This window comes from Proteiniphilum sp. (assembly GCF_034927365.1).
In the GTDB taxonomy this organism is placed as follows: Bacteria; Bacteroidota; Bacteroidia; order Bacteroidales; family Dysgonomonadaceae; genus Proteiniphilum.
The window spans coordinates 538,410-556,179 of sequence record NZ_JAYFQD010000013.1; the positions used below are offsets into that span (position 1 = coordinate 538,410).

The following is a 17,770-nucleotide window of genomic DNA, read 5'->3' on the forward strand; positions in this document are numbered from 1 at the left end:
ATGAGGTTATTCATTCTTTCCTTTGTAGCGCTTATCAGCCTACATGCAGTGGCACAGGTGCCGGCACCGCTCTATCGGGATCCTATGACCGATGGAGCGGCCGACCCCTGCCTGGTGTATAACCCCTTTGAAAATGCCTGGTGGATGTTGTATACCCAGCGTCGGGCAAACCTAGAAACTGCCGATGTGGCCTATTGTTATGGTAATGAAATTGCCATTGCCTATTCAGAGGATAATGGCAAGACATGGAGGTACAGAGGTACGCTTGATCTGGAATTTGAAAGGGGGAAGAATACTTTTTGGGCGCCCGATATCGTATTGCATAACAGCGTATACCACCTGTTTGTCGCTTATATCAGGGGCGTGGCTAATCATTGGAGTGGCAAAGCGACCATGATGCATTATACCAGCGGGAATTTGTGGGACTGGAAGTGTGAAGGCCCCGTGAAACTGCCGAAAGAGGATGTGATCGATGCGACCCTGATCCGGAAGGCCGATGGCGTTTGGCGCATGTGGTACAAATGGGACAACAAATCACTCTTTGCCGATAGCAAGGATCTTTTCAGATGGGAAGGAGATGCCACTCCGGCTGTAAGTGATGAGCCTCATGAAGGCGCCAAAGCTTTCCGGTTTAAAGATTCCTATTGGTTTGTAACTGACGAATGGCGAGGTATGGCAGTCTACAAGTCGGATGATTTGCAGCAATGGACAAAACAACCAGGACGGATCCTGGATACGCCCAGTAACCGGAAAGATGATTATCCCAGTGGTTCCCATGGAGACGTAGTAGTGGTGGATGATAAGGCTTATATCTTTTACTTCACACACCCTGGCCGCAGGTTTCACACCAAAGATTTTCATGATGAAAACGGAAATATACCCTATGAACTCCGTCGCTCCTCCATACAGGTTGCTGAACTCGATGTGATCAATAATGAACTTGTTGTAAAAGACAGGGATAAACCCTTTAATATATATTTACCTAATAAATAGGTTATTAATTGAATAGGATATGCGAAATTTCAAAGTTGGAAACAGTTTTTTAGTCTGTTTGTTCCTATTAGTTTCATATTCTGCATTTTCGGCCGATAAAACAAAAATCACTATTGTCGACAGGCCGAATACCCAATCTGCGAATACCAACTATATACAGAACAGGGAACCGCTCTTGCCCCGTCATTTTATCAAACTGCCAGTGGGTGATGTAAAACCTCATGGTTGGCTATTACGCTTTCTTGAATTGCAAAAAGAGGGGCTCAACGGCCGTCTGGGTGAGATAAGCGCCTGGCTCGACAAGGAGAATAATGCATGGTTGGGCACCGGTACCGATTACGGTTGGGAAGAGGTGCCCTATTGGTTGAAAGGATATGGCAATATGGCCTATATCCTGGATGACAAGGAAATGATCAACGAAGTGAAGGTGTGGCTCGAAGCTGTCTTTAACAACCGCCGTGAGGATGGTTATTTCGGCCCCTATATCGAAAGGAACGGAAAACCCGACCTGTGGGGTAATATGATTATGATCTGGTGTCTTCAATCCTATTACGAATATTCGGGTGATAAGCGGGTGATCGACCTGATGACCGACTACTACCGTTGGCAATTGGCGTTACCCGAGGATTTGTTCCTGAAAGATTATTGGGAAAACAGCCGTGGAGGTGATAACCTCTTAAGTATATTTTGGTTGTATAATATTACCGGGGATAAGTTCCTGCTGGAACTGGCCGAAAAAACAGATCGGAATACTGCTAACTGGAGACAACGTTCCTCATTGCCCAACTGGCACAATGTAAATATCGCGCAGAGTTTCAGGGAGCCGGCTACCTATTATATGCTTTCCAAAGACTCTACCGATCTGATGGCTACCTATAATGTTCATCACCTGATCAGAAATACTTTCGGCCAGGTGCCGGGCGGTATGTTCGGTGCCGATGAGAATGCACGGATGGGATATATTGACCCGAGGCAGGGAACAGAGACCTGCGGTTTTGTGGAACAGATGGCATCCAATGAAATCTTATTACAGATGACCGGAGATCCTTTCTGGGCAGAGCATTGTGAAGAGGTTGCTTTTAACTCCTATCCGGCAGCGGTGATGCCCGACTTCAAATCGTTGAGGTATATTACATCACCCAATCATACCATCAGCGACTCAAAAAATCATCATCCGGGGATTGATAACCGTGGCCCCTTTCTGGCGATGAACCCTTTCAGCAGCCGCTGTTGCCAACATAATCACGGACAGGGATGGCCCTACTTCATTGAGCATCTGATCATGGCTACTCCCGATAATGGTATCGCTGCCGCTATTTACAGTGCATGCCAGGCAACGGTGAAAGTAGCCAATGGTAAAACAGTAGAGGTTACTGAAGAGACCAATTATCCCTTCGAGGAATCTATTCGTTTCAGGATTAAAACTTCCGGAAAAGTGACATTTCCTCTCTACCTCCGGATTCCTTCATGGACACATAATGCCTCTATCTCTATCAACGGAAAGAAGATCGGTGAGGAGTTGGTAAACGGTAAATATGTGCGGATTGAAAGGGAATGGAGAAACGGTGATGAGGTTACTTTTAACGTACCGATGGAACTGTTTCAATCGGTATGGTATGTCAATCAGGATAGCCGGAGCATACATTACGGTCCGTTGACCTTCTCGCTGAAAATCAAGGAAAAATACAAGGAAGTAGGTAGTATTGAAACTGCAATAGGGGATTCTAAATGGCAAAAGAATGCCGATCCTTCGAAATGGCCGAGCTATGAGATTTATCCCGAAAGCGACTGGAACTATGCCTTAGTGATGGATGATTCGTTGCCACTGAAAGAGAATTTTGAAGTGGTAAGAACGTCATGGCCTTCCGATAATTTTCCTTTCACCGTGGAGAGTGCTCCTATCGAGATCAAAGCCCGCGGAAAAAAACTGATCCAGTGGAAAATTGATCAGTATGGATTGACCGGTGAATTACCTATCAAAGAGAATCGAACTTATGAAGAGAAGACTGAGGATATTACGCTGATCCCGATGGGTGCTGCCCGTTTGAGGATATCCGCATTTCCTGTGTTTCATATAGGTGTCGCTGAATAGCATTTTGATTAAGCTTCCAAAAGAGCCTCTTAACTGGTTAATAGTGTTTAAAATAACCGGTTTAAGAGAGGCTCTTTTCTTTTTTTTATTATCTTTAGCCCTCGAATTATTGTGGGGTTCACTCGATGGCTTCTCCGTTGATGCAAGAATGAAGACTATCTGATTTCTGAAAATGAGAATATTAAAATTTCTTACTCTTTTTGTTTTATTGCAAGGAATGCTCTTGCTGGCTTGTGAACGTTTGTACGGTTCACCCGACTATTCTTTTACGCATTATAACAGCAACAACGGCTTATCCCAAAATACGGTACGTTCTATTTTTCAGGATAACCGGGGATTTATGTGGTTTGGCACCAAAGACGGCTTGAACAGGTTCGATGGTACATCTTTTAAGGTGTTTAAATTTTCTCCCGAAAGTGATCTGAGAGATAATGTATTTCATCGTATATTACAGGATGAAAATGAAAATATCTGGGTCGCCACAGAAGAGGGGGTTTATATCTATGATATGCTACGGGAAAAATTCTCCCGTTTCAACAAGACAACTGTAGAGAATGATTCGGTGGAAGGCGTGGTTACGGAGATGATTGCTGACCAGGATGGCGATATCTGGATGTCGGTGGAAGGTAAGGGAATCTATCATTATAGTTTCTCTCACGATCTGCTCACTTTTTATGCGATACCCGTGGTTGAAGATGGAATAAAAATTGTCAGTTTGTGTGCCGATATGAATAGAGGTGTTTGGGTCTTCCCCTATTCCTCCCTGTTTCTGCATATCGATAAGAAAACAGGGGAGGTGGTACCGTTTAATCTGGTGGATGATGAAGAGCTTTTATACCATGTAGGTGAGGTGCATAATGTGGTGTCTGACCGCTATAATAATCTGCTGGTAGCTACTTCGCAGAAAGGTGTGATCAGTATTAATACCGTGAATAAGACCCACAGTGTGTTGTTGAGTGAAGATGCCAATGGAGAACCTATCTTTGTCCGTTGTATAAAGAGAGTTGATCAGAGTACCCTCTGGATCGGTACGGAGACAGGGGTTTATATCTATAATACTGAAACCGGAGAGGTGGTAAATTTAAGAAATAATCCTTCAATTCCCTATTCAATTTCCGATAATGCGATCTATTCTATTTACAAGGACCGGGATGATGGTATATGGGTCGGAACCTACTTCGGAGGTGTCAATTATTATGCGAACCGGTACAGCAGTTTCGATCTGTTTTATCCTATTGCCAACAGTAACGGTATGAAGGGCCGTCGGGTCAGGGAATTTTGCAGTGCTCCCAAGGATAAGATATGGATTGGTACCGAAGATGGAGGACTTAATCTGTTCGATCCTGAGACTGGTATCTTTGAGTTAATACCTCCACCGCTAAAATCGTTATATACCAATGTACATGCTTTGTTGAGTGATGGTGATTTCCTTTGGATTGGTTCTTATTCAAAAGGATTGGTCAGATACAATACAAAGACAGAGGATTTGATAACTTATACGCAATCTGATATTCCAGCTACGATCAGTCAGAATAGCCCCTTTGCGTTATGTAAAGACAAGCAGGGATTATTATGGATAGGTACGTTGGCCGGATTAGATATCTATGATAAGTCGAAAGATCAGTTCAGACAAATAGAAGAACTGAAAGGGAGCTCTATATTGAGTATTTTTGAAGATAGTAAAGGTTTTATATGGGTCTGTACATTTATAAATGGCCTCTTCAGATTTGACCCAGCTAAAAACGACTGGAAAGTTTTTCGGTATAATGCCTCTGATGAGCGGAGTCTTCCTTTTAATAAAGTAACCAGTGTGTTTGAAGACCGTCAAAGCAGGTTGTGGATCACATCACAGGGGGGAGGATTCTGTCTTTTCGACAGGGAATCTGAGACATTTACTGCTTTTAATAGTTTGAATGGCTTATCGAATGACGTAGTGTACCAGATTGTGGATGACGATGATGGAAATCTCTGGTTGTCTACCAATTTGGGACTTGTTAAATTTGATCCGAAGAGAGAGACTTTTAAAAAATATCAAGTAGCTAATGGTCTAAAAACCAATCAATTTAATTATCAATCAAGTTACAAGACATCCAACGGGGATATCTATTTTGGATCGCTTGATGGTTTTGTCAGGTTTAATCCTGCAAATTTTAAAGAACCTCAGTTGGTGTCTCCTATTCTGCTTACTGATCTCTTCATCAATAATGTGGCGATAACTCCTTCCGATAACGGATCTCCTTTAAAACAGAGCATCTTATATACGGAAAAGTTAACATTACCTCATCGTCAGAACTCCCTGAGCCTGCGGTATGCTGTGTTAAATTATTCAGGTTCTCACACCGACCGGGTCTTCTATAAACTGGAGGGTCTCGATAAAACATGGTTACAGGCGGCAGATCAACAAACCATTGTCTATTCAAACCTGAAACCGGGTAATTATGAACTTCTCATGGGGTTTGCCGGAGAAGAGGGAGAGCCGGTCGAGAGCATAAAAGAACTCTCGATATATATTAAACCTCCTTTCTGGCTGAACAGTTGGGCTTACTTTCTCTATTTCCTGTTGTTGGTGACGGTGATATTCTTCTTTGCACGCTTTTTCTATCTGCGTAACCGTTTACGGGAACAGGAGAGAATGAAGGATTTTGAGCAACAGAAAGAACGTGAGCTATACCGCTCGAAGATTGATTTCTTTACCCATGTAGCACATGAGATACGTACACCGTTGTCGTTGATCAAAGCCCCTTTGAGCCATGTGATCATGACCGGCGAAGTATCCGACGATGTAAGGGAGAATCTGCAGATCATGAGCAAGAATACCGAAAGGTTGCTTAACCTGACCAATCAGTTGCTTGATTTTCGGAAGACAGAATCGGATGCTTATTCTTTGAACCTGAATGCGTTGAATATTTCTGATTTAATCCGTGAGACTTTCACCAGTTTTACGCCTTTGGCCAAACAGCGTCAAATACACTTTGAACTTAATCTGCCCGAAAAAGACATTCTTATCAAGGTAGATAAAGAGGCATTCCTCAAGATTATCAGTAATCTGCTTACCAACGCAGTCAAATATTGTGATAACCATGTCAAAGTGCAGGCTTACACGGAGACCGGTGAGAAGAATTCACTGTTTCATTTTGTCACGATAAATGATGGAGAAGCTATTCCGGAGAAACATAGGGAGGATATCTTTAAACCGTTTGTACAACTCGATAGACAGAAAGATCATAAAGTAGCCGGTACCGGTATCGGCTTAGCCCTCTCCAAGTCATTGGCAGAATTGCATAAAGGTGATCTGGTATTGGAGACAGGGGATGTGGGTGAGGATATCCGTTTTCATCTCACCTTGCCCGCAGGTGAACCCGGAGAGGAGTTAGTGGAACTGAATGGAGAGGAGGAGAAAGGAGAAGAGAAGAAGAAAGAAAAGACAGTGAAAACTACTTCTTCTACCACACTTCTGCTGGTGGATGATGATCCGGAGTTATTAAATTTTGAGGAAAAGTTCCTGTCACCTCACTATAATGTGGTAACGGCACAAAATGGTGTACAGGCGCTGGAGGTACTTCAACAAACCACAGTGAATCTTATCGTAAGTGATGTGATGATGCCTGAGATGGATGGGTTGGAATTCACCGAACGGGTTAAATCTGATATAGAATTCAGTCATATCCCGATTATACTGCTGACTGCGAAAGTGAATGTAGAATCCAAAGTACAGGGATTTGAAATGGGGGCCGATGCTTATATCGATAAACCGTTTTCGTTGGAGGTACTAATGGTCCAGATCGCGAATTTACTGGAGAGTCGGGAAAAACTGCGCGAGAGCTTTTTGGGAAATCCCTTTATTGGTGCCGGTAATATTGTACAGAATAAATCAGATGAAGAGTTTCTCAGAAAACTACATACCATTGTTCATGAGAATTTGGAGAATTCCGACTTTATTGTTGAAGATATAGCGGAGCAGTTTAATATGAGCCGTGCCAGCTTCTATCGCAAAATAAAAGGCTTCCTGAATTTAACACCTAACGAGTATATCCGGGTGGAACGTTTGAAGAAGGCTGCACAACTACTCAGAGAGAAAAGCTATAAAGTGAATGAGATCTGCTATATGGTCGGTTTCAATTCACCTTCTTATTTTTCTAAATGTTTTCAGCAACAGTTTGGCGTATTGCCGAAAGATTTTGTGCAAAATGTGGAATGAGATGAAAATGATACTTTTTGATCCAATATTTTCAGTATTATCAGGTAAGAGTTGACTATTTTTGTATCCCCTGTAAAAAAAGAGTAAATTTGAAACTTTTTATTTATAACTCTATAAATCCTTTAAACAATTAAAAACAACGTATGAAAACAAATCTAATTGTATTCTTCTTTCTTTTGGCGACCGGCTCTCTGTTTGCCCAGTGGCAGCCTGCCGGAGATAAGATTAAAACCAAATGGGCAACTGAAATTGATGTGAACAATGTATTGCCCGAGTATCCTCGGCCTATTATGGAACGTAGCGAATGGCAAAATCTGAACGGGTTATGGGAATATGCTATCCAACCCGTCGGAAAACAAAAACCGGCCAGTTTTGATGGTCAGATTTTGGTGCCTTTTGCCATTGAATCGAGTCTTTCGGGAGTACAAAAGAGTGTAGGTACCAACAATGAATTATGGTATCAACGTCAGTTTACTGTGCCTGCTAAATGGAAAAATAATAAGATCCTTCTCCATTTTGGTGCAGTGGACTGGAAAGCAGATGTATGGGTAAATGGTGTCAAAGTAGGCCAACATGTGGGTGGATATACTCCTTTCTCTTTTGATATTACTCCGGCACTGGTAAGTGGTAACAATACCTTGGTAGTGAAAGTGTGGGATCCTACAGATCAGGGGTATCAGCCGCGTGGTAAACAGGTGAACAAACCCGAAGGAATCTGGTACACACCCGTGACCGGAATCTGGCAAACAGTATGGTTGGAACCGGTAGGTGAAAAATATATTGAAAATGTGAAGGTTACACCCAATATTGACAAGAATATACTGACAGTACAAACCATAGCCAATGTTTGTTGTGCTGCTTCTAAAGTAGAAGTGAAGGTGAAAGATGGATCCAGTGTGGTGGCTACCGGATCGGCTATCAATAACCAACTGATAGAGATTACTATGCCGGAGAACGTAAAACTCTGGTCGCCCGACAGTCCCAATCTTTATGATCTTGAGATAACCCTTTGGGATGGTAACAAGCAATTAGATAAAGTGAATAGCTATACTGCTATGCGTAAATATTCCACCCAACGTGATGATAAGGGAATTGTACGCCTGCAACTGAACAACAAGGATCTCTTCCAGTTTGGACCTCTCGATCAGGGATGGTGGCCTGACGGACTTTATACCGCACCGACCGACGAAGCATTGGAATATGATGTGATCAAAACCAAAGAACTTGGATTCAATATGATCCGTAAGCACGTGAAGGTAGAACCTGCACGCTGGTATACTCATTGCGATCGTCATGGAATGATTGTATGGCAGGATATGCCTAATGGAGACAGAGGTCCCGAATGGCAGATGCATCGTTATTTCGACGGAGTGGAAAGAATACGTTCTGCCGAATCGGAAGCCAATTACCGTAGGGAATGGAAAGAAATCATCGATTATCTCTATTCCTATCCGTCAGTTGGGGCCTGGGTACCTTTCAACGAAGCATGGGGCCAATTCAAAACTGTTGAAATTACTGAATGGACCAAGGCGTATGATCCTTCCCGCTTAGTGAACCCCGCCAGTGGTGGTAACCATTACCAGGTAGGTGATATACTTGATTTACACCAATATCCTTCTCCAAAACTCTATCTCTATGATGCTCAACGGGCAACTGTTTTGGGTGAATATGGTGGAATTGGATGGGCTATCAAAGAACATCTCTGGGTTCCTGATCGGAACTGGGGTTATGTACAGTTCAACAGTGCTAAAGAAGTGACTGATGAGTATGTTAAATATGCAGAAGAATTAAAACAACTGATCCGTCAAGGATTCTCTGCAGCTGTTTATACCCAAACTACCGACGTGGAAGTTGAAGTAAACGGCTTAATGACATACGACAGGAAACAGGTGAAAGTTGATGAGGCTAGAGTGAGAAAGGTGAACCAGGAAATATGCAATATATTGAACAAATAATCCTATTTCCTTTTCTATTCTTAACTCTCCTCTCTTGTCAGAGTAAGAAAAACTATTCTATTGAATGGGAGAACGGCACCCTCATCTGCATTGCAGATGAGGGTGCTTACCCTCGTATGCGGAGGTTGGATGATAACTCTCTTATTGTTGCATATGAGAACCGGAGGGGTGATGTGCTGGTGAAGCGAAGTTTCGATGAAGGTACTACCTGGAGAGATCCGGTGCTGGCATACGAAAAATTTGATTATACCGATGAAAAAACCGGTGAACAGACAAAAGTAAATATTGCTAATCCTGAAATAGTACAACTCGACAACGGAGATATTCTTCTCTCCACTAATCTGCGGCCTCGTACCGAAGGAATTTACCCTTTTTCTATCGCCTCGAAAAAGAGTACTGATTATGGCGTAACATGGAGTGAACCAACGATCCTTTACCAGGCTGGTACCTACTTCAGGGATGGTTGTTGGGAGCCTTCTTTTCTGATATTACCCAATGATACATTACATCTCTATTTCGCTAATGAATTTCCTTACCGCAATTCCGATGAACAGGAGATCTCTGTGATTTACTCCGTTGATAATGGCGTTTCCTGGTCGAGGGAACATACTACTGTCAGTTTCCGGAAAAACAAAAGAGATGGAATGCCGGTAGCGGTGTATGATGGCAGTCATATATATGTGGCCATTGAAGATAACCTGTCAAAGCAATTTAAACCTTATCTGGTGAAGAGTTCAGTTCAACAAGCCTGGAAAGAACCGGTCCTGGAAGATTCACCTTGTCGTTATCCGGCGCTGAAAAATCCACCAGATGATGAGATCTACGCAGGTGCGCCTTACCAGATACTTACCGATAAAGGCCTCTTCGTGCTGTCGTACCAGACAACCGAAAACAGAACCTCCGATTGGGAATTATCCACCATGGAGGTTGTGGTGAGTGATATTCCTTCTGATTTCAGGAATGCTTCTCAACCATTTGATGTACCTTTGTCGAAAGAGGCTAAATGGAATTCCCTTTGCGATTTAGGAAATAATACTGTGGCTGCCTTATCCTCCACCAATTTTAATTCTGACAAGATCGGTATATGGATGATTAAAGGAAAAATTATAAAAATATAAATGATGATTCAATTAGTTCGACTGCTACTCCTGCTCATTCTGTTCTCTTCCTGCAAAAGCAATGCTACGGGAATAGACAAATCTGTAAATAATGGAGAATACTACCATAACCCCGTTGTTAATTATAGTCTGCCGGATCCCACTATTATAAGAGCAAAAGATGGCTACTTTTACCTATATGCTACCGAGGATATCAGAAATATGCCCATTCACCGTTCTGAGGATTTGGTCAACTGGGAACTGACAGGGACGGCATTTACCCGTGAAACCCGCCCATCCTTCGAACCTAAAGGAGGATTATGGGCGCCTGATATCAATTACATCGACGGGAAGTATGTGTTGTACTATTCCATGTCGGTATGGGGTGGGGAATGGACATGCGGAATAGGGGTAGCTACTTCCGACAGACCCGAAGGACCTTTTACAGATCATGGAAAACTTTTCCGAAGTAACGAAATAAATGTTAAAAACTCCATTGATCCCTTTTATATTGAAGAAGGAGGAAAGAAATACCTGTTCTGGGGAAGCTTTCGGGGTATCTATGCCATTGAACTCTCAGACGATGGCCTCTCCCTCAAACCGGGTGTTGAAAAACGGCAGGTTGCCGGCACAGCCTATGAAGGTGTCTATATCCATAAACGGAAAGGTTATTATTATATGTTTGCCTCTATAGGATCCTGTTGCGAGGGGTTGAGAAGTACCTATACCACAGTGGTAGGACGCTCCGATAAACTCTTTGGACCTTATCTTGATAAGCAGGGACGATCGATGATGGAGAACTATCATGAGGTGGTGATACATAAAAATGATAAATTTGTAGGAACCGGCCACAATTCCGAGATTGTGCAGGACAAAAAGGGACAGGATTGGATCTTCTACCATGCCGTGTCGGTGGATAATCCTAAGGGACGTGTATTGGTGATGGATCAGGTGAAGTGGGAAAAAGGATGGCCTTATATTGAAGGAGGAAGTCCCTCCCTGGAAGCCAAGACACCAAGGTTTTAATTATAATAAACTAATCATATGCAAAAAAACACTTTACTTTGTATCGCTTTCTTCTGTGTGTTGGCTGTGCAACAAATCATAGCCCAGATAGCTGAAGGCAATTTTAAAAGCACAATAGCAATCAAAATACCGGGAAACGACGCGGTAAACTATCCGTTGTGGGAGTTGGAAGAAGAGAAGGCCACTCAATTAAAAGCGGATAAGGATATGCCGGTGGTCATTACACGGACGGTGGGTACACATTTAGTCACGGCGAAAATAGAAAATCAATCTGTATCGTCCGTTACTCCAGTCGATTATCTGGTAGAGGTTGTTATTACGGCCAAAGAAGATATCTACTTCAATTTCAAGCAGCAGATCAATACCACTTATTCCCATGACGATTGTCAGTTTTATATGCCCGGTTTTTGGTATCGGCGCAATCTGCGTTCACCCAAAGAAGCCCCTTCTTTTCATACATCCGATAGCTGGACGGTGCGTGAAGACCGGTTAAGTGTACCGATGACTGCAGTTTTTAATGAAAAGACAGGGGAGTATTTTTCAGTTATGCGTAAGGACGATTTTAAGCATGAAGCACTCACCACCCACAAAGAAGGAGAAGTAATCCTTTCCGGTAAAACGTCGATTGGTTACACCGGATTTGAGAATGTGAACAACAACGCTAATATCTCCTTCGGTTTTCCTTACTATGAAACGCCGAAAACCTATATACGCAAACTTACGCTGGCACCGCAGGTGGAAGCCTTCCAATTTCTTGAAAAAGGAAAATCAATTACATTAAGCTGGTATGTCCAGTCGGGAAAAGTTGCCGATTTCTCAGGTCTTATTCGTCAATTATGGGAATACAGTTATGATATCTGGCGTCCCAAACCTGTAGAGACTACATTTAGCGATGACTTCGTGAAAGAAACGCTTACCGGTTTCTTCACCCAGAGTTTTGTGACCGATCATCCCCTGAAATTCAATTCGGGAGAAGGAATGGTAGTCGCTACTTGTCAGAGTCTTGGACGTGCAGAAATAGGGTTTGTAGGAAGAGTGCTACTGAATGCTTTCAACGCGTTGGAGTACGGACAACAGCATAATCGTTCAGAATTGGTATCGAACAGTTATTCAGTCTTCGCCAGTTATCTTAATCATGGATTTACACCCAACGAGCTTTTCCGTGAATTTGTGAATTTCGATGATAACAGGTTAAAAACCAATATACTTACCCATAGTATTCGTCGTCAATCAGAAGGATTGTATGCCATGTTCCATTTTCTTCAATACGAAAAGGATAACGGCAGAAAACATCCGGAGTGGGAAGCGAAGATGAAGACTCTATTGGATAAAATTTTACTTTTACAAAATGAGGACGGAAGCTTTCCCCGTAAATTTAATGATGATCTTAAGGTTGAGGATGGAAGCGGTGGTAGTACCCCTTCGGTAACAGTGCCGTTGATAATGGCTTATAAGTATTTTAACGACAAGAAATACCTGAATGCCGCTAAAAGAACAGCCGATTATCTGGAGAATGAAATTATTTCAAAAGCCGACTATTTCTCGTCTACCCTGGACGCTAATTGTGAAGATAAGGAAGCCTCTCTCTATGCTGCCACGGCGATGTACTACCTCTCGTTGATTTCAAAAGGCAAGGAACAGCAACATTATTCAGATTTATGTCTCAAGGCTTCGTATTTTGCTCTTTCATGGTATTATATGTGGGATGTTCCTTTTGCACAGGGACAGATGATAGGCGATATCGGTTTGAAAACCAGAGGATGGGGTAATGTTTCGGTGGAGAATAATCATATTGATGTTTTTATCTTTGAATTTGGATCTGTATTAAATTGGTTGTCAAAAAGATATGATGAATCTCGCTTTAGTGATTTTGTGACAGTCATCTCTTCATCGATGCGCCAGTTGCTACCCTTTGAAAATCATATGTGCGGCATAGCGAAAACGGGATATTATCCCGAAGTAGTACAGCATACCAATTGGGATTACGGCAGAAATGGAAAAGGATTTTATAACGATATCTTTGCTCCCGGATGGACTGTTGCCTCGTTATGGGAATTGCTTTCTCCCGGGAGGACAGAGAAATTTTTATCGAAGTAGGTTATTTTATGTGGAGAAATTCATGTAATTTTGTAAAAAGATGATAATCACCGAAAGGAATAGATTAAATATAAACCCAAAAAGAAAAAAAATGAAGAGACTTAATCGATTGGTCCTGCTGTTGGCAATTATCGCCATGGCCGGATGTGCCAACAAGCAAAAAGAGGCTCCTGTAGAGGAAACAACACTCTCAGGATTAAAGAAAAGTAATTTTCAGAAAGAGATTAACGGTAAACCGGTGGATCTTTATGTGCTGAAAAATGCGAATGGCGTGGAAGTGACCGTAACCAATTATGGTGGACGAATTGTATCTGTGATGGTACCCGACAAAGAGGGTAACATGAAGGATGTGGTGCTCGGCTTTGATAATATTGATGACTATGTCAATGTTAATAACAATTTTGGAGCTACCATAGGACGCTATGGTAACCGTATTGCACACGGAAAAATTACTGTAGAGGGAGTGGAATATGAACTGCCACGAAACAATTTCGGACATACTTTGCATGGTGGACCGGAAGGCTTCGATACGAAAGTTTTTGATGCTACCCAGCCGAATGAACAGTCGGTTGTACTTAGCTACCTCTCGGTAGACGGAGAAGCCGGATTCCCCGGTAATCTGAAGGTAAAGGTGACAATGACATTGACCAACGATAATGCTATCGACCTGCAATATGAAGCTGAAACTGATAAGGAGACAGTTGTCAACCTCACCAATCACTCTTATTTCAATCTCTCCGGCGATGCAAACAACACCATCCTCAACCATCTGCTGATGATCAATGCGGACGAATACACCCCGATAGATAATACATTTATGACTACAGGGAAAATCGATAAGGTGGAAGGTACGCCGATGGATTTCAGGACGCCAACTGCCATAGGGGATCGTATCGACAGCGACTTTGCTCCGTTGATGAACGGTGGTGGATATGATCACAACTGGGTTCTCAATACCAAGGGTGATATTTCTCAGGTGGCTGCTACAGTATATTCACCGGCTACCGGTATTCAATTGGAAGTGTATACCATTGAACCGGGGGTACAGGTATATGCAGGGAATTTCCTTGACGGTACCGTGACTGGTAAGTATGGAGCAGTTTATGGCAAACGTAATGCGATCTGTCTGGAAACACAGAAATATCCTGACTCTCCCAACAAACCGGACTGGCCATCTTCCTATCTCAAACCGGGTGAGAAATATTCCAGCCGTTGTATCTATAAGTTTACTGTAAAACAGTAATAGTTTATAAATAAGATGAAAAATCGGGCTGTGATTTGATCATAGCCCGATTTTTTAATGAAATGAGGATTCTTTGCCTAAAAACGAAAAGAGTTATAACTTTACTCTGATAAAAGAATTGACATACACGTATCTTTTGGATACGTCCGATACCACTTCTCCATAATCGTTTATCAAATAAAATTTATCAGCTTTTGTTAAAGAACTGCCTACTTTAATTCCCACATCAAGGTATTTCTTCAATGTGTAATATCCTCCAATCTGTATCCCGAAGTCGAATCGATTCCTTTTGGGTAATTCCGTTATTCCGTTTGGACCTGAATTAACACTCGTGCTCAATTTGGCGTTCCACAGGTAACCAAATTCCGGACCTACAGTAAGTACAATCGATTCCTCTACATGGAACTCTGCCAATAAGGGGAGTTGCATGTAATCCATTCGTTTTCTGCTAAAAACTACGTCTCTATCTTCTGTAATATTTTTATATCCATATCCTTTTCGAATCATTCCCGGCTCAAAGGCGATACCGAAATCTTCATTTATCCTATAAAATAAATAAAGATTATACATGTGTGAAAACACTGGATATATTTTGGGGATTCCCAACTCCAGATCAGAGATATTTTCATCTTCACCCTTGTAGCTATGATATGCGGTAGCACCTCCTAATCCGCCCTGTATTCCTACAGATAATTTTTTTTGTGCATACAAACTATGTCCTGACAGCAACAGGAATAAAACGACGGAAACCGTGCTAATTTTTTTTCTCATGATAAAATTTTTTTTTGAATGTTTTTCTCGTAATACCTGCACCATGGCCGGAGTCCACATATCTCACATTTGGGTTTCCGTGCCACACAGATATACCGTCCATGCAGGATGAGCCAGTGGTGTGCTTTAGAAAGTAATTCTGACGGAATGTATTTTACAAGCTCTCTTTCCGTTTCAAGCGGTGTTTTAGAGTTGTGGGTTAACCCTATACGGTTTGCTACCCTGAAGACATGTGTATCCACAGGCATAGCGGGTTTATCGAACGCCACGGCAAGCATCACATTGGCAGTCTTGCGACCAACACCCGGGATTGTGAGTAAAGAGTCGATATCGTTAGGGACTATACCTCCAAAATCGGAAAGTAGCTTTTTTGCCATCCCTACCAGATTCTTTGCTTTGTTATTAGGGTAGGAACAGGACTTGATATATTCGAAGACTGCTTCTGGTGTTGATACAGCCATCACTTCCGGGGTGGGATATACTTCAAACAGGGCGGGTGTAACCATATTCACCCGCTTATCGGTACATTGTGCGGATAGGATTACCGCTACCAATAATTGATAGTCGTTCTGATAATGTAACTCTGTCTCTGCTGATTCCGAATTTTCGATAAACCAGTCGATTACTTTTTTATAGCGCTCTTTCTTGGTCATTGTTTCACTCGATTAATACTGCAATATCATTTTTAAACTGCTTCTGCGACTTCTTTAAATATCGGACAGATACCGTTTTATCGTTTTATTTCATCTGACGATGGAATGAAAACTGCACTCAGATCAGGATCAGCCATGTCGGGATCGAGTGGATAGATAGGACGTTGAACCCGCTCGTAGGGTAATCTCACCAGGTCTTGGTCCACACCACCTGGAGTGAGTGCCATAACCCAGTCGGCACGCATATCATATAACTCGGGTACCAGGTATCCCATTTTCACCACCAGGATATCTGCTTCCCTTGGATTCAATCCCAGATCAGTGAAGTTCTTTTCGTAGTGATAAGCGTTTCTCTTTTCCGTTACAATGGTATAGATATTGCCGCTTTTGACTACGATTTCTGAATTGGTATCATTCTCTTTGATAGCGGTTACCTCACCTTTCAGACGGATAGGAGGGGCATAGCGGTTATCAACTTCTGCACCGGCAAAGCCGTCTACCTGTTCACCGACACCTGCTTCGATAGCTTGTTTTACAAGATCCGCACCGGGGATGGAAGCATAGATCAATGTTTTGCCTCCGGGAGTACGGAATTCGGGGCGCTTAAAGAGTTCATGCAATGTCCATGTGACATCTCCGGCACCACCTGCAGTGGGATTATCTCCCATATCGCTGATGATGAATGGTTTTTTATCACTTGCGATCGCTTGCGCCAAAGCATCATTCAGATAAGTGGTGGGTGCTACAAAGTCAAACTCTTTCCTTACACTCCAGAAATAGTTCGCCAGTTTTTCGGCTACTTTACCTACAGCTTCTTTGTCGTCTCCGTATGCCATTACAACTCCACCGTTGCGTGGTGCATCTGCCCAGGGATAGGAGAGCCAGACAGAAGCATCCAACACCTTGTCTCCATTGAGTAGGCCGGGTATCTGTCCGGTAAGGGTTTTTCCCGGTTCGATACGGGTGCTCGTTTGTTCGCCCGGCAGTAGGATGGGTACACGGATCCATGCTTTATAGGCCGGTTTTCCTTTTCCGTTTTCCAATCTGTCAAGCAGGTTGGTGACAGCTCTTTTCTTTGTCTCGATGGCATCCTCGTGGGGAGAGAGGCGATAGCAGGTTATCAGGTCGGTATTCTGTGCCAGGCGATGTGTTACACTTCCATGTGGATCCATTGATGTGGAAATTAATACATCAGTACCCACTACATCACGAATACGCATCAGAAAATCACCCTCGGGATCATCCAGTCCCTGTACGCTCATCGCTCCATGGATATCGAAAAATACTGCATCCAAGGGCAATGTCTCTTTCAACATATCCAATGTTTTTGTCACCAACGATTCGTACGCTTCACGGGTGACAATACCTCCCGGCATGGCGTGACCACGTAGGGTAGGAAGCCATACGGCCCGGTCTATGATTCCGGAGTCGGGAGACATAAAGGGATAATAGGAGAAAATATCTTCACCGGTGCGTGCTCTGAAAGCCTCTTCGTGCGTTACTGCCGGAGAAAAGGTACTCGACTCAATGGCAATGCCAGCAATGGCTATCCTAGGTAACTCTTTTTTTGTACTGCTCACATTGCAACTTATTGCAAAAAGCAAAAGAAGAAGAGATATAATGAAAAGAATCTTTTTCATACGAT

11 protein-coding genes are annotated in these 17,770 nt (G+C 42.7%); 8 read left to right on the forward strand and 3 right to left on the reverse strand.

All coding sequences use genetic code 11. The features are described from left to right. The 8 genes from VB073_RS11090 to VB073_RS11125 all read left to right on the forward strand — a co-directional run bounded on the left by VB073_RS11090 (position 1) and on the right by VB073_RS11125 (position 14,701). Complete coding sequence (locus VB073_RS11090) at positions 1-993, forward strand: glycosyl hydrolase (protein ID WP_323404231.1); 993 nt, start codon at positions 1-3, stop codon at positions 991-993. Between the two features lie 19 nt (positions 994-1,012). Further along, positions 1,013-3,085 carry a beta-L-arabinofuranosidase domain-containing protein gene (locus VB073_RS11095; RefSeq protein WP_323404232.1) on the forward strand — a complete coding sequence of 691 codons (2,073 nt, stop codon included), beginning with the start codon at positions 1,013-1,015 and terminating at the stop codon, positions 3,083-3,085. Between the two features lie 172 nt (positions 3,086-3,257). Beyond that, positions 3,258-7,283, forward strand: coding sequence for a two-component regulator propeller domain-containing protein (locus tag VB073_RS11100; RefSeq protein WP_323404233.1), 4,026 nt, complete (start codon positions 3,258-3,260; stop codon positions 7,281-7,283). Positions 7,284-7,426: 143 nt separating this feature from the next. Then, positions 7,427-9,238, forward strand: coding sequence for a glycoside hydrolase family 2 protein (locus VB073_RS11105; protein ID WP_323404234.1), 1,812 nt, complete (start codon positions 7,427-7,429; stop codon positions 9,236-9,238). Beyond that, positions 9,217-10,356, forward strand: coding sequence for a sialidase family protein (locus VB073_RS11110; protein ID WP_323404235.1), 1,140 nt, complete (start codon positions 9,217-9,219; stop codon positions 10,354-10,356). The genes VB073_RS11105 and VB073_RS11110 overlap by 22 nt, the downstream gene beginning before the upstream one ends. A 3-nt stretch (positions 10,357-10,359) precedes the next feature. After that, entirely contained in the window at positions 10,360-11,361 is a 1,002-nt protein-coding gene (locus tag VB073_RS11115; protein ID WP_323404286.1) for a family 43 glycosylhydrolase, read from the forward strand. An 18-nt stretch (positions 11,362-11,379) separates the two neighbouring features. Then, positions 11,380-13,458, forward strand: a complete 2,079-nt coding sequence (locus VB073_RS11120) for a hypothetical protein (protein WP_323404236.1) — start codon at positions 11,380-11,382, stop codon at positions 13,456-13,458. A 91-nt stretch (positions 13,459-13,549) separates the two neighbouring features. Continuing rightward, positions 13,550-14,701 (forward strand): aldose epimerase family protein, encoded by a 1,152-nt coding sequence (locus VB073_RS11125; protein ID WP_323404237.1) that lies wholly within the window; start codon positions 13,550-13,552, stop codon positions 14,699-14,701. Between the two features lie 93 nt (positions 14,702-14,794). On the opposite strand, the gene VB073_RS11130 is transcribed toward VB073_RS11125, so the two are convergent. The 3 genes from VB073_RS11130 to VB073_RS11140 form a co-directional block, all read right to left on the reverse strand. After that, positions 14,795-15,472, reverse strand: coding sequence for an outer membrane beta-barrel protein (locus tag VB073_RS11130; protein ID WP_323404238.1), 678 nt, complete (start codon positions 15,470-15,472; stop codon positions 14,795-14,797). Then, on the reverse strand, positions 15,469-16,125 hold the full coding sequence (nth, locus tag VB073_RS11135) for an endonuclease III (protein WP_323404239.1): 657 nt from the start codon (positions 16,123-16,125) through the stop codon (positions 15,469-15,471). Before nth ends, VB073_RS11130 begins: the two co-directional genes overlap by 4 nt. A 77-nt stretch (positions 16,126-16,202) precedes the next feature. Further along, positions 16,203-17,765, reverse strand: coding sequence for a M81 family metallopeptidase (locus VB073_RS11140; protein ID WP_323404240.1), 1,563 nt, complete (start codon positions 17,763-17,765; stop codon positions 16,203-16,205). Positions 17,766-17,770 lie beyond the last annotated feature (5 nt).

What these genes read in the sequence shown, in the direction of transcription:
- VB073_RS11090 (WP_323404231.1), top strand. Translation starts at nt 1, where the DNA reads ATGAGGTTATTCATTCTTTCCTTTGTAGCGCTTATCAGCCTACATGCA.
- VB073_RS11095 (WP_323404232.1), top strand. Translation starts at nt 1,013, where the DNA reads ATGCGAAATTTCAAAGTTGGAAACAGTTTTTTAGTCTGTTTGTTCCTA.
- VB073_RS11100 (WP_323404233.1), top strand. Translation starts at nt 3,258, where the DNA reads ATGAGAATATTAAAATTTCTTACTCTTTTTGTTTTATTGCAAGGAATG.
- VB073_RS11105 (WP_323404234.1), top strand. Translation starts at nt 7,427, where the DNA reads ATGAAAACAAATCTAATTGTATTCTTCTTTCTTTTGGCGACCGGCTCT.
- VB073_RS11110 (WP_323404235.1), top strand. Translation starts at nt 9,217, where the DNA reads ATGCAATATATTGAACAAATAATCCTATTTCCTTTTCTATTCTTAACT.
- VB073_RS11115 (WP_323404286.1), top strand. Translation starts at nt 10,360, where the DNA reads ATGATTCAATTAGTTCGACTGCTACTCCTGCTCATTCTGTTCTCTTCC.
- VB073_RS11120 (WP_323404236.1), top strand. Translation starts at nt 11,380, where the DNA reads ATGCAAAAAAACACTTTACTTTGTATCGCTTTCTTCTGTGTGTTGGCT.
- VB073_RS11125 (WP_323404237.1), top strand. Translation starts at nt 13,550, where the DNA reads ATGAAGAGACTTAATCGATTGGTCCTGCTGTTGGCAATTATCGCCATG.
- VB073_RS11130 (WP_323404238.1), bottom strand. Translation starts at nt 15,472, where the DNA reads ATGAGAAAAAAAATTAGCACGGTTTCCGTCGTTTTATTCCTGTTGCTG.
- nth (WP_323404239.1), bottom strand. Translation starts at nt 16,125, where the DNA reads ATGACCAAGAAAGAGCGCTATAAAAAAGTAATCGACTGGTTTATCGAA.
- VB073_RS11140 (WP_323404240.1), bottom strand. Translation starts at nt 17,765, where the DNA reads ATGAAAAAGATTCTTTTCATTATATCTCTTCTTCTTTTGCTTTTTGCA.